This is a genomic window from Paenibacillus sp. 1001270B_150601_E10 (assembly GCF_015558675.1).
Classification (GTDB): Bacteria; Bacillota; Bacilli; order Paenibacillales; family Paenibacillaceae; genus Paenibacillus_B.
Genome location: NZ_JADMOL010000001.1, coordinates 158,901 through 171,323, shown reverse-complemented (window position 1 = coordinate 171,323; position 12,423 = coordinate 158,901). Strand labels below are relative to the sequence as shown.

At 48.0% G+C, this 12,423-nt stretch carries 12 protein-coding genes; 5 read left to right on the top strand and 7 right to left on the bottom strand.

Going from position 1 to position 12,423, the window contains the following annotated elements; all coding sequences use genetic code 11:
- Nucleotides 1-61: 61 nt before the first annotated feature.
- On the bottom strand, nt 62-613 hold the full coding sequence (locus I2H74_RS00840; RefSeq protein WP_195570816.1) for a PadR family transcriptional regulator: 552 nt from the start codon (nt 611-613) through the stop codon (nt 62-64).
- Nucleotides 614-773: 160 nt separating this feature from the next.
- On the opposite strand from I2H74_RS00840, the gene I2H74_RS00835 reads away from it, so the two are divergent.
- Entirely contained in the window at nt 774-1,829 is a 1,056-nt protein-coding gene (locus I2H74_RS00835; protein WP_195570814.1) for a CobW family GTP-binding protein, read from the top strand.
- A gap of 111 nt (nt 1,830-1,940) precedes the next feature.
- On the opposite strand, the gene I2H74_RS00830 is transcribed toward I2H74_RS00835, so the two are convergent.
- The gene (locus tag I2H74_RS00830) at nt 1,941-2,573 is read right to left on the bottom strand and encodes a beta-class carbonic anhydrase (protein ID WP_195570812.1); all 633 of its coding nucleotides are present in this window, start codon (nt 2,571-2,573) and stop codon (nt 1,941-1,943) included.
- A gap of 2 nt (nt 2,574-2,575) precedes the next feature.
- Entirely contained in the window at nt 2,576-2,917 is a 342-nt protein-coding gene (locus I2H74_RS00825) for an iron-sulfur cluster biosynthesis family protein (RefSeq protein ID WP_195570810.1), read from the bottom strand.
- 149 nt (nt 2,918-3,066) lie between these two features.
- On the opposite strand from I2H74_RS00825, the gene I2H74_RS00820 reads away from it, so the two are divergent.
- Nucleotides 3,067-4,581, top strand: coding sequence for a carboxypeptidase M32 (locus I2H74_RS00820; RefSeq protein ID WP_195570808.1), 1,515 nt, complete (start codon nt 3,067-3,069; stop codon nt 4,579-4,581).
- Between the two features lie 127 nt (nt 4,582-4,708).
- On the opposite strand, the gene I2H74_RS00815 is transcribed toward I2H74_RS00820, so the two are convergent.
- Both I2H74_RS00815 and I2H74_RS00810 read right to left on the bottom strand, forming a co-directional pair.
- Nucleotides 4,709-5,065 (bottom strand): SH3 domain-containing protein, encoded by a 357-nt coding sequence (locus I2H74_RS00815; RefSeq protein ID WP_195570806.1) that lies wholly within the window; start codon nt 5,063-5,065, stop codon nt 4,709-4,711.
- Nucleotides 5,062-6,147 carry a nitric oxide synthase oxygenase gene (locus I2H74_RS00810; RefSeq protein ID WP_195572075.1) on the bottom strand — a complete coding sequence of 362 codons (1,086 nt, stop codon included), beginning with the start codon at nt 6,145-6,147 and terminating at the stop codon, nt 5,062-5,064. Before I2H74_RS00810 ends, I2H74_RS00815 begins: the two co-directional genes overlap by 4 nt.
- A 292-nt stretch (nt 6,148-6,439) precedes the next feature.
- On the opposite strand from I2H74_RS00810, the gene I2H74_RS00805 reads away from it, so the two are divergent.
- Together I2H74_RS00805 and I2H74_RS00800 are read left to right on the top strand one after the other, a co-directional pair.
- On the top strand, nt 6,440-9,034 hold the full coding sequence (locus tag I2H74_RS00805; protein ID WP_420707403.1) for an FAD-dependent oxidoreductase: 2,595 nt from the start codon (nt 6,440-6,442) through the stop codon (nt 9,032-9,034).
- A gap of 29 nt (nt 9,035-9,063) precedes the next feature.
- Complete coding sequence (locus tag I2H74_RS00800) at nt 9,064-9,324, top strand: metal-sensitive transcriptional regulator (RefSeq protein ID WP_195570804.1); 261 nt, start codon at nt 9,064-9,066, stop codon at nt 9,322-9,324.
- A gap of 113 nt (nt 9,325-9,437) precedes the next feature.
- Here I2H74_RS00800 and I2H74_RS00795 read toward each other — a convergent pair whose 3' ends face one another.
- Together I2H74_RS00795 and I2H74_RS00790 are read right to left on the bottom strand one after the other, a co-directional pair.
- Nucleotides 9,438-10,118, bottom strand: coding sequence for a response regulator transcription factor (locus I2H74_RS00795; RefSeq protein ID WP_195570802.1), 681 nt, complete (start codon nt 10,116-10,118; stop codon nt 9,438-9,440).
- Between the two features lie 30 nt (nt 10,119-10,148).
- On the bottom strand, nt 10,149-11,315 hold the full coding sequence (locus I2H74_RS00790) for a sensor histidine kinase (protein WP_195570801.1): 1,167 nt from the start codon (nt 11,313-11,315) through the stop codon (nt 10,149-10,151).
- A gap of 158 nt (nt 11,316-11,473) precedes the next feature.
- Here I2H74_RS00790 and I2H74_RS00785 point away from each other — a divergent pair, with 158 nt between their 5' ends.
- Nucleotides 11,474-12,418, top strand: coding sequence for an ABC transporter ATP-binding protein (locus I2H74_RS00785; protein ID WP_195570799.1), 945 nt, complete (start codon nt 11,474-11,476; stop codon nt 12,416-12,418).
- Nucleotides 12,419-12,423: the final 5 nt, after the last annotated feature.

Sequence of the window (12,423 nt, the reverse complement as noted above, 5' to 3'; positions counted from 1 at the left end):
GCTCTGTGTGCCTGTTCTTCTGTTTATGTGTATGTTAGAGAGACAGGCTTGTACAGCCGTCCTATTCGTTCACGTCTTTTTCTTTCGCTTGCTCCAGCATGGATACGACCCAGTTGCACCAGTTCATATGGGCTTCAGCTAAAGTAATCGCTCGGTTCAGCAGGATGTAGTCGCCGAATTTAGGCGAATGAATTGTTTGCTGCTCTTCTGTGATCCGTGATAAGAGCTTCTCGTAATAAGCGATCTTCGTATCCAATTGCTTGCGTCTAGTCAAGAATAACGGAATGACCAATTCTTTATCCGCAAGCCAGATGCACTGAGCCTTCAAGCTGAGCTCGTCACGTGTCGTCGCTTCAGCTGGCGGCTCACCAAGCCACTGCATAACCGCGGTTTGGCCTTTTTCCGTAATGGTATACACTTTTTTATCAGGCTTGTCTCGTTGCTCGATTCGCTCATATTGAACGTACCCAGACTTCTCAAGCTTCGCAAGAAGCGGGTAGATTTGACTGTGCTTAGCTTGCCAGAAGGGCTGAATGCGAAGCATCAGATCATATCCAGAGAGGGATTCACTAGTAAGCAGACCAAGCAGACCGTATGACAGCGTATTTAACATAACCAACCTCCTTGTGAGATCGTGAAGGCATCTACAAATATGACCAAGTGGTCTTGCAGGTAATCCTATTCACTATATAAAATGTAATAGAAACCGCGCATTTACGCAACAAAAATGGTCGAATGAACGAGGTTATCGTCATCAGATAGGGGTTGGACAGATGTCATCATCAACAAATATAGACAAACCTACAAGACATGATATTCCCGTGGTCATCCTTTCTGGATTCCTTGGGAGCGGCAAGACGACACTATTGAAGCAGCTTGTCGATTGGAGCATGGAAGAGGGCCTTACACCAGCCGTCATTATGAACGAGGTTGGAGATGTTAATCTGGATGGGCAAATGCTGCCAGAGAATGTTCAGATGGAGGAACTTCTTGGCGGGTGCATTTGCTGCTCTGTGCGAGGTGACTTTGGCTTAAAGCTGTATGAACTTGTGCTCGAGAATACACCAGATGTCATTTATGTTGAATGCACAGGTATCGCGGAGCCGATGGAAATCGTTGATGCACTCACAGAGGTATCGATATATGCCCCTGTACAATTAACAAGCCTGATCTCGCTTGCAGACGCGGCGCAGCTATCAGAGCAGGTCCTGCCGAAGGATGGGCAAAAAGGTTCTACGAAGCTCAAAAAACTCGTCATCGAGCAGATTCGTTCCGCGCACCTGATTGTTCTTAACAAGTGCGATCTCGTTGAGGCAGAGGAAGTGGATCGTATTGAACAGGGCATCCGGGAATGGAATGCAAAAGCTGCATTGTTAAAGACAAGCCATGCCAAGCTGTCGAAAGAAGTCTGGATCAAATCGCTGCGTACATCTGATGAGCTTGCGCAAGTTCAGCCATCAAAGACACACGATTGCGGCTGCCAAGAGCATCAGCCTGATCCAAGCTGCAGCCATTCTCATTCAAGCTCACATCACCACAGCCATGACTTTGTAACGGTATGGACACATGCCATTGCAGCTCCGGTCAATAGTGAGCGATTCGAGCAGTGGCTGAACGAGCTTCCGAAAGAGGTCTATCGGGCGAAGGGGATTGTTCGCTTCACAGACACGACGAAGAGATACATGTTCCAATTTGCCTACAGGGCGACGGAGTTTATTCCGATCATGCCGCAGGGAGATGTCGATGATGTCATTGTCGTGATCGGAGAGCAAATGGATGCCGCTAAGCTTGAGCATAGGCTGAAACAGCTCATTGAAGAATCGGATTGAAGCAACGGAAGTAAAAAGCAAAATCGAACACAAAAGGCAGTCTTCTCTTTACGAGAGACTGCCTTTTTATCATACATATCTAATCATCAAGTGATTCGCTCAAGGACAGCATTACCTTGTCATGGAAGGATTGTGGTCAGCAGCGTCGGAGCTGTGCGGCTTATCCTGTGCTTGATCTTCAAGATAACGATATCCGTCAGCGATCCACTCTAATGCGCCCGTTTCAGGATTAATCAGCATGCCGTGAACCGGAACGTCATTCGGAAGCAGCGGGTGCTTGCGAAGCGTGCGAACACTGTTCAATACGCCCTCATGTACGTTGTCAAAGCCTCTTAGCCAGTGATGAAGCTTAATGCCGGAGTTCGTAAGCGTATCGAGAACAACATCGTCTACGCCGCGGTTACGGGCTTTTTCAACAATGTGATCGGAGTTAAGACCCGTCATGCCGCAGCCGTAGTGGCCAACAACCATAACTTCATCAGCTTCCAGTTCATAAATAGCTACCAAAACACTCCGCACAACAGATCCAAATGGCTGAGAAATGATAGCGCCTGCGTTCTTGATGATTTTCGCATCGCCATTGCGCAGATTCATTGCCTTTGGAAGCAGCTCGACAAGTCGAGTGTCCATACAAGTGATAATGACCATTCTCTTTTCCGGATATTTGTCCGTCAAGTACTGCTCATATTCTTTTTTAGATACAAATTGCTCATTGTAGGTTAGGATATCTGACATTTTGCTCATGATTATACCTCCTGAGATTGCAGTCCGCGTTTATCATAACAAGCGACATGTGTTGAATAGATTTGCTGATGACTAGCCAGTCGAAAATACCCGGAAGCGTTTCTGTCCAGCATCATCAGTTCTTCAAAAAAAACGTCCTGATTGCGATGAATGAGTACCTGGAAAGGTGCATTGCTCGTTATCGATTGATCATCGGCGGATGGGTGATCAACAAGCCAAATAGCGGGCACGCCATTTACTGCACAACCGCAACCGTCGGTGTCATAAACGAGCTTCAGCATGCCGTTTTCAGCCAAGCGCTCGCTTAGATCTTGAAGAACTGGTTCCGAAAGAATCAGTTGCATTTGTAGGGGATCACCTCGATTGAACTAACCCATTTGGGATAAGCTGTATTTGAAAGTTGATTATAATCAATGGAGAGCGTATCATCAAGAGGTAGAGTCGTAATAAATGATTTCTTAACGTTCGATAATTCTAAGAATGAGGTGGTAAGATGAGCGCAGCGTATACGAACGAGAGCCAAGCATTTGTAGATTTGTTGAAAAAGTTAAAAGCGTACACCGAGGCTGTTGGCGTGCTATATTGGGACCTGCGTACAGGCGCTCCTCGTAAAGGCGTTCCAGGACGTTCAGAGACGATTGGGATGCTGTCTGCAGATATGTTCAAACTTAGCGTCTCAGACGAGATGGGAGCGCATTTGGATGCTCTTGAGGCGAAGCTTGATCAATTGGATGCACCACTTCGAAAAATGGTCCAGGACACGAGAAAAGATTATAATCGCAATAAGCTTATTCCTCCTCAGCTGTATCAGGAATATGTTGTTCTGACGTCCAAAGCGGAAAGTGCTTGGGAAGAAGCGAAGCATTCAGGCGACTACGAGACATTTAAGCCTTATCTTCGCGATATCGTCAAGATGACACAGCAATTTATCGATTACTGGGGCGTAAAGGAAACGCGATATGATACGCTGCTTGACATGTATGAGCCAGGCATGACGGTAGCTGAGCTCGATCAGATCTTCGGCAATCTGAGAGATCAGCTTGTGCCGCTTGTGGAGCAAGTGAAGCAGTCCGAGTATAAGCCAGAATTCGCATTTTTGAAGGATACATATGCCATTGAAGGGCAGAAGGCGTTCAGTACATTCATTTTGAATCAAATGGGCTTTGATTTTGCAGCTGGACGTTTGGATGAGAGTGTGCATCCATTTGCAATCGGATTGAACTTGCGAGATGTGCGCATTACAACGAACTACTTGGAAAAAGACGTGGCTAGTGCGATCTTCAGTTCCTTGCATGAAGGCGGCCATGCGCTGTATGAACAAAATATTTCGCCTGATTTTGCGGGATTGCCGCTAAGCGAGGGTACTTCCATGGGTATCCATGAGTCTCAATCTCGTCTGTGGGAGAACCTGATCGGCCGCAGTCTTCCATTCTGGAAGCAGTACTACGGCGAATTGCAGCGTACGTTCAATTCTCAGCTTGGGCAAGTGGATGTAGAGTCATTCTACCGTGCCATTAACCGCGTAGAGCCATCATTGATACGCATCGAAGCGGATGAGGTTACGTATAATCTGCATATTATCATTCGCTATGAGATCGAGAAGATGCTTATTAACGAGAATCTTTCTGTGGATGATCTTCCAGAAGTATGGAATGACAAGTACGAAAGCTATCTAGGTGTTCGTCCTTCTCATAATGGGGAAGGGGTGCTTCAGGATGTGCATTGGTCTGGAGGCAGCTTCGGTTATTTCCCGTCCTATGCCCTAGGAAATATGTACGCGGCTCAAATGGTCAATACGATGAGCAAAGCGATGCCGGACCTCGATGCACATATTGCGAGCGGCGAGCTGGCACCGATCAAGGCATACTTAACTGAGCATGTGTATCAATACGGCAAGCTTCGCACGCCTTCTGAGATCATTCAGAATATGACGGGTGAAGCGCTGAATCCGCAATATCTTGTCGATTATTTGACGAAGAAGACTAAAGAGGTCTATCGTTTGTCTTAATCGCTTAAGAACTAAAAAAGACTGCGCCTCCTTTGCGATGGAAGAAGATTCTGCTAACTGGCCACTTTTGAATGTGACGGTTATCAGAAACTCATCCGTGCTTTGCAGGAGAGCAGTCTTTTCTATGTTATTCGGATATCTTATCAATATTGGCCAGCGGAACCCATCCTAGTTCCTCGGTGGTTTCGTGCTGACACCACAGCCAGCCGTTCAGTTCACGAAGGCCAATAAGTCTTTCTCCAGGCTCAACATTCAGTTCATTGGCACAATAATCTTCCAGGATGATTCCCGTCTCATCCTTGATCTGGATGATTTGTTCAGGTACCCATCCCTCTTGATCGGGCGAGCTACGCTTGCAATAAAGCCAGTTGTCCCAGCCTTCAGGGCCTTCATAGCGGCGACCTATCTGTACAAGGTCACCCTTCGAAAGAGTAATCGGATCGGGGTAGTGGCTTACATGTGTTTTCACAACAAGAGCAATCATTGTTCTCCCTCTTCTCTGTAGAAAAAGTTAGGCTTCTTCCACGTATTATCGTATTCGTTATGAAAAATCGGGGTTGCTGCCGGCGATAGAGGCGGTATGAGCCATGTCCAATCCCCAGTGACTTTGCGGCCTTGGTCTTTCTCCATGCGCTCAAACTGCATGAATTGCTGAGCAGCCGTATGATGGTCCACAATGCTCGCTCCAGACTGCTTGAAGGAGTAGAGCACCGCCGTATTCAGCTCAATTAGCGCCTTATCTTTCCATAGCGTCGCATTCGATGATGTTGATAAGCTCATATGCTTCGCAATGGTCGGCAATAGGTCATAGCGAAAGGGATCCGCAAGATTACGAGCGCCAATCTCCGTTCCCATGTACCAGCCATTAAAGGGGGCAGCATGATACGTAATGCCACCAATCTCAAGTTTCATATTCGACACGATCGGAACGGCATACCAGCGAAGCTCCAGTTCCGCAAACCAGTCGAATTCTGGATGCAGTAGAGGGACTTCAAGAACATCCTGCTTCGGAATTTCAAACCACTGCGGTCCATGCTCCCTTGACTCCAGCATAAGCGGCAGCACATCAAACCGCGTGCCATCGCCCTTCCACCCAAGCGCTGTCGCTCTTTTCGTTAAAGCAATCGATATCGGGTCGCCGATGATGCCGGAATCCGTCTCATAGCCCGCATAGCGGATTAACTGATCGTTCCAGATCCGAAGGCCTGGAGCATGAGGCGAGTCCTTGCCTAGAATCGTGATCGTTGGACGGATCTTTCCTCCATTCGTCGCATAACGAATGTGGTGCAGCAGCGCTTCATAACCCTGTTTAGGGGTAACCGCGCCGCGACAGTCCAACACATGCAGGGATTGCCAGAACAACCGCCCAATGCAGCGGTTGCTGTTGCGCCAGGCGACCTTTGCTCCGTATTCGAGCTCCTCCGCCGTATGGTTGTAAGTACCGTGATCCGCGATTTCATTGCGTATATGGTCGATGCGAGCAGCAAGGTCGTCTTGCGACCATTGGAGCTCGGTATACATCTGTTCTAGAAATGTACGGGCTTCGGACAACAACGATGTATTCATGTCAGCTGCAATGCTCACCCTTTTCCCTCCTGAATAAAAACAAGTCCTGTGCTTATATGGTTTAAATTTTATCATTAATGAATTCCGTTGTGTCGATGCTCCTGTTGCGAAATGATGTCGATGCGATGTTAGCATAGCTCTGAGAAAAGAGATCATAGCTCGATTAAAAAGAAAGCTGCTTCTCTTGACCCTTGATTCATCCGCATGTTATTATACCCCCATGGGTATAATTTGAGTGATTTAATACCCCTTAGGGTATTTTCGATAAATACATTAAAGGAGAGAACTTTACATGGAGAAGATGATGAAGAAGGGCCGGACAATTGTCATTGTCGGAGGGGTTGCAGGAGGAGCCTCTGCTGCTGCGCGGCTGCGTCGATTAAATGAACAGGATGAGATTATTATGCTGGAGAGAGGAGAGCATATCTCTTTTGCCAACTGCGGACTTCCCTATTACATCGGTGGAGCCATTACAGACCGCAACAAGCTGCTCGTTCAGACGGTTCAAGGCATGACGGATCGCTATCAGATCGATGTTCGTGTTCGAAATGAGGCAGTAAAGATTGATAGAGAACAAAAGATCCTTCATATTCGCCGCTTGGCGGACGGCGAGGTGTATGAACAGCCCTATGATGTACTTGTGCTCTCGCCGGGCGCGAAGCCGATTCGACCAGCGATTGCAGGCATCGAAGAGGCAACCGATGTTTTTACGCTGCGGAATATTCCGGATACGGATCGAATCAAGGCCTTTGTCGATGAGAAGCAGCCAAAGCGTGCAGTCGTAATTGGAGGAGGCTTTATTGGTGTTGAAATGGCAGAGAATCTGCGAGATCGCGGAGTCGAGGTTACCCTTGTAGAAATGGGGAGCCAAGTCATGAATCCGATTGATGAAGAGATGGCAGCAATCGTTCACCAGCATATGAGAGATCATGGCGTTACCCTTTTGTTTGGGGAGAGCGTGAATGCCTTTGAAGAAAACGGCAAGGTGCTTGTTACCTCCACAGGCCGCCGAATTCCGACAGATATGACGGTGTTGGCAATTGGCGTCCAGCCTGAGAATCAGCTAGCGGCAGAAGCGGGGCTTGTGACTGGTATACGTGGTGCGATTCGAGTCAATGAACAGCTTCAAACGAGCGATCCGTCGATTTATGCTGTGGGAGATGCGATCGAAGTGAAGGATGCGGTCAATGGCGAAGCGGCTTATGTTCCTCTCGCATGGGGAGCAAACCGGCAAGGCCGCTTGCTCGCAGATATTCTGAATGGACAGGATGCCGCATACCGCGGCGCTTACGGAACGTCGGTAGCGAAGGTGTTTGATTTAACGGTTGCGTCAACTGGGAACAATGAGAAGATGCTTAAACGATTGGGTCGTCCATATCGTGCGGTGCACACGCATCCGATGTCTCACGCAGGCTATTATCCAGGCGCGAGCTCCATTTCAATGAAGCTGTTGTTTGACCCAGCAACAGGACGTGTGCTAGGAGCACAAGGCGTCGGGGCGCATGGTGTAGATAAGCGCATCGATGTCATTGCAACTGCGATGAGAGGCGATCTGTCCGTACATGACCTAGCTGATCTAGAGCTTAGCTATGCACCGCCGTATTCCTCTGCGAAAGACCCTGTCAATATGCTTGGCTACGTCGCAAGCAATATGATGGATGGGCTCGTTGACACGGTACAGTGGAACGAAGTCAATGAGATTATTGCAGCTGGCGGCCGTGTCATTGATGTGCGTGAGCCAATCGAGAGGGAAGCGGGCTATATCCCGGGTACAGAAAATATTCCTTTGAATGAGCTTCGCCATCGATTGGATGAGATTCCTGAGGGTGAGACCGTATACGTCTCCTGTCAGGTCGGCTTGCGCGGCTATCTCGCAGCGCGCATATTATCCATGCACGGCAAGCAGGTTAAAAATGTAGACGGCGGCTATAAAACATACGCAGCAGCGGCTAGAGAAAGAGCGCATCGTGAAAATGGGGATAAGGATGGCGTTCAATCCATGAAATCAGCGCCTGAATCGCATGAGAAGGGACTACAAGTGCAATTGGCAGATGAAACGGCACACATTCAATCGGCTGGTCAAGCTGCTGCTCCAAGCTATGACCTGAGTCATCCAGATCAAGTGCTGGATGCGAGAGGGCTTCAATGCCCGGGACCGATTCTACAGCTGTATCAAACGCTGCAAGCGATGGAAGAGGGACAAATCGCCAAGGTAATGGCGACGGATCCGGGCTTCCGTTCAGATGTGGACAAATGGTGTCAGCGAACCGGCAATAAGCTGCTTCGTGCTGAGTTGAAGCAGGGCGAACTGCAAGCATATGTCATGAAAGGACAGGGAATGTCAGATGTAGAAGCATCTGCAGTATCTTGTTCGAGAGGGACAGGGACTCCAACGACAGCTGTTGTCCCGAAACAGCAGGAAAATGCCACACTCGTGGTCTTTAGCGGCGATCTGGATAAAGCGATCGCATCTTTCATCATCGCGACAGGTGCAGCTTCCATGGGCAAGAAGGTGACGATGTTCTTTACGTTCTGGGGCTTGTCGATTCTGAAGCAGAAGAATGCGCCGAAGACAGATAAGGATCTATTTGGTAAGATGTTTAGTATGATGCTTCCAAACAGTGCAAGCGCGCTGCCGTTATCAAAGATGAATTTTGCGGGAATGGGTCCAAAGATGATTGAGAAAGTCATGAGTGATAAGAATGTGGACTCATTGGACACGATGATGAAAAATGCGCAAGCAGCAGGCGTGAAATTCGTTGCATGCACGATGAGCATGGAGCTTATGGGCATTCATAAGGACGAGCTGATGCCAGGTGTTGAGCTTGGCGGTGTAGCGACGTATTTGAGTGATGCCGAGGATTCTGGGCTTAACCTATTTATTTAATCAAGGCATGTGTTAAGGAGGGTAGTGCAATGGAATATGATGACGCGATAAAAAATCGGCTGAAGCGCGCTGAAGGACAAATACGAGGCGTGCTGAACATGATAGAGAAGGGACAGGATTGTCGCGATATTGTGACGCAGCTGTCCGCAATCCGTACCGCTGTTGATCGTTCCATCGGACTCGTCATTGGTGCGAATCTGAAAAGCTGCATTGAAGAGCAGCTGGAAGCAGGAGAAGATCCGTCCGATGTCATTCAAGAGGCAGTCGAACTGCTTGTAAAGAGCCGTTAACCATCTATGCCCTCTAATATAGAAAGGCCTTCAACCACAACAATGGATGTGATTGAAGGCCTTTTATCATTTTAGAATCAAAGGGTTGATTGACTGCACTTTACTTGCAAACTTTAGCTATTTCCAATAGACGAATTGGCTATTTGCTTCCAGTACCAGATCGCCAACTGTGTACGATCACGAAGCGCGAGCTTCGATAGGATCTCCGTTACATAATTTTTGACGGTGCCTTCACTTAAGTATAAGGCCTCCGCAATCTCGCGATTCGTTCTGCCGTTGGCGATATGCTCGATAATTCCTCGTTCTGACGCCGTAAGGTTAAGCCTCTCCCAAGGAATATCTTGGTTAGGCTCATTTGTCGCCGGATGCTGATCAATAAGAGTCGTCAGTTTCAACGCCATATTGTGATCCATCAAGACATTGCCGCTCATTACACTGCGTATAGAGTCAAGCAGTTGACCTGGCGCGCTGTTTTTTAGCAAATAGCCGCTTGCCCCATATCGTAACGCCTGCACAAGCGCCTGTTCATCGTCAAACGTAGTCAGTATGATCACCTTGGTTGCAGGTGAAGCTTCTTTCACAAGGCGCGTCCCCTCTACGCCGTCATACTCTGGCATCCGCATATCCATCAGTATAATATCGACCTGTTCTTTTTGAACCAGCTCTTGAGCTTCTTTGCCATTTGCACAAGTGCCGGCAATTTCGAAGCCCTCTTTTATTTGAACAATCATGCTAAGGCTTTCTCTTATAAAGATATCGTCATCGGCTATAGCGACACGTATGACTGAAGTCATCTTTCCTCCACCTTTCATGCTTCACAATGATCATGTTGGTCCCATAAGCGGAATAATGGTCCGGATCGTTATGCCCTCAGCGGTTAACACTTCAAGTCGCCCCCCTAGAGCTTCAGCTCGATCCTTCATGCCCTGGAGCCCCATGCCAGGCTCGATCATTTCAGGAACAGCACCATTGTTGCCTACATCCAGCGTCACATGCTTGGCGCCAAAATGGAGATGAAGCGTGATAATGGATGCCTGGCCGTGCCGAATGGCATTCGCAATGGCTTCCTTGGCATTGCGATAAAACGTGATTTCCATGCTCGGATAAAGCTCAGTAGGACGTCCTGATATGGAATAATCAATGGATATCGGATCCTTTTGATGCTCTTCGACAAGCCGTTTGAGCGAATAGCTCTTGACATCGAAGTGTCGAGGTTTCAATCGTTGAACCGTTGCACGCATCAGCTCCATGCTTTGACTCAATTGGTCCCGCACTTGCAGGAACAGCATCTTGCTCTGATCAGGGCGAGCCTCGATTACCTCAACGGAAGCATCCATCATCATCTTAAGCCGAATAAGCTGATGACCTAACTCATCATGCAGATCATGAGCGATACGGCTTCGCTCTTCCATTTGAGCCATGATCTCTACCATTCTGGAAAATTGGATCATGTCTTGTTTCGCTTTCTCCAGCTCATAGTTATGGCCTCTTAATAGATCATAGGCGGACTGCTGCTGCATTTGCTTCCTTTCCATATGGACTCGGTACAGTTGAAAGGAACACACGAGTGTCAGCATCAGATTAAATACGAGAATCCATGCCATGTCATCAGAGAGAAGCACAGCATTCATAGCGACGAAAGCTGCCGCCAACATCATGCGCAGGGTCAAAGGGGAGACCGTTCGCTCGATTGCAAGCAGGCTAGCTGCAATGAAAAACGAGTGTAAGACCGAAATATGCTGCATACACCACATCGCAATGACCAGCTCACCGATAAAGCCTATTATGGTTAATCTAGGCATGATGCGCCTAATCTCTAAAAGTGATAAATACAGCAGAATCAGCAGCCAATACAACTGCTGGGAAGACACGCTCGATACAGCAGGCTCTGAGATCAGCACATAGGTAAAGGGAAGTAGAATCAATAAATATCGCAATAAAAGAAATAACCAGCTTGGCATATCTTGCTCCTTCATGAGCTTGTTCTTCATTCATGATCCTCGTATTATAGCACGAGAAAAGGCAATTTTGACCATGCGCATCGAAATATGACTTAGGTCATGTCAAAAGAGATGACGATCTCCACCTGTGCTGGAAGGGCAGCACATGTATGATGAGATTATCTAATAAGTAGGCAGGAGGAGCATGAATGTTAACCATCCATAAGCTCGTTAAGCGTTTCAAACAGACCGTAGCGGTCGATCATTTGGATGTTCGCATAGAAGAAGGTGAAGTGTTCGGATTATTAGGTCCTAACGGGGCAGGGAAGAGCACCTTGATCCAGATGATTACAGGACTCTTGCCGCTGGACAGCGGTTCAATCAAGCTGGACGGCGTCTCCATCCAAGAAAGAGCGTATGAGACCAAGAAGCATATTGGCCTCGTGCCCCAGGATATCGCCATCTATGAGCAGATCAATGCTCGAAAAAATGTAGAGTTCTTTGCCAAGCTGTACGGACTTAGCGGAAAGCTGCTTAAGGAGCGTGTAGACGAGGCACTGGAAAGAGTAGGGCTAACGGATCGTCAGCATCACCTGCCGTCGACCTTTTCAGGGGGAATGAAGCGCCGTCTGAATATTGCGTGTGCGATTGCACACAAACCCAAGCTCATTATTATGGATGAGCCGACCGTGGGCATTGATCCTCACTCGAGAAATCATATTCTCGAATCCGTTAAACAGTTGAATCAAGATGGTTCAACCATTATCTATACGAGCCATTATATGGAGGAAGTGTCTGCGATTGCGACTCGGATCGGCATTATGAACGAAGGGAGATTGATTGCCCTTGGCACCGAGGAAGAGCTTCGACAGAGAATCGTCAATCAAGAAAGACTCTGGATTGAGACGGAAGAAGAAATCTCCTCCGAAGATCACGGAGCGATTGCAGAGCTGAAGGCGAGTGCGATTGTGGATGAGATCCGCGCCGAGGGGCACTCCATGGAACTACTGCTTTCTCCTCAGTTTGATCGGTTGCAGGACATTCTATTTATTTTAGCTAAGAACGGATTATCCGTACGCACATTGCGACGTGAAACCCCGAACCTTGAGCACCTCTTCTTGTCCTTGACGGGTCGCCAATTAAGAGATGGATAGGAGGG

Bases quoted from the DNA above. Each gene is read 5' to 3' on its own strand.
- I2H74_RS00815 (WP_195570806.1), bottom strand. From the start codon at position 5,065: ATGATTGCTCTTGTTGTGAAAACACATGTAAGCCACTACCCCGATCCG.
- I2H74_RS00805 (WP_420707403.1), top strand. From the start codon at position 6,440: ATGGAGAAGATGATGAAGAAGGGCCGGACAATTGTCATTGTCGGAGGG.
- I2H74_RS00830 (WP_195570812.1), bottom strand. From the start codon at position 2,573: ATGAGCAAAATGTCAGATATCCTAACCTACAATGAGCAATTTGTATCT.
- I2H74_RS00800 (WP_195570804.1), top strand. From the start codon at position 9,064: ATGGAATATGATGACGCGATAAAAAATCGGCTGAAGCGCGCTGAAGGA.
- I2H74_RS00820 (WP_195570808.1), top strand. From the start codon at position 3,067: ATGAGCGCAGCGTATACGAACGAGAGCCAAGCATTTGTAGATTTGTTG.
- I2H74_RS00835 (WP_195570814.1), top strand. From the start codon at position 774: ATGTCATCATCAACAAATATAGACAAACCTACAAGACATGATATTCCC.
- I2H74_RS00825 (WP_195570810.1), bottom strand. From the start codon at position 2,917: ATGCAACTGATTCTTTCGGAACCAGTTCTTCAAGATCTAAGCGAGCGC.
- I2H74_RS00785 (WP_195570799.1), top strand. From the start codon at position 11,474: ATGTTAACCATCCATAAGCTCGTTAAGCGTTTCAAACAGACCGTAGCG.
- I2H74_RS00810 (WP_195572075.1), bottom strand. From the start codon at position 6,147: ATGAATACATCGTTGTTGTCCGAAGCCCGTACATTTCTAGAACAGATG.
- I2H74_RS00790 (WP_195570801.1), bottom strand. From the start codon at position 11,315: ATGAAGAACAAGCTCATGAAGGAGCAAGATATGCCAAGCTGGTTATTT.
- I2H74_RS00840 (WP_195570816.1), bottom strand. From the start codon at position 613: ATGTTAAATACGCTGTCATACGGTCTGCTTGGTCTGCTTACTAGTGAA.
- I2H74_RS00795 (WP_195570802.1), bottom strand. From the start codon at position 10,118: ATGACTTCAGTCATACGTGTCGCTATAGCCGATGACGATATCTTTATA.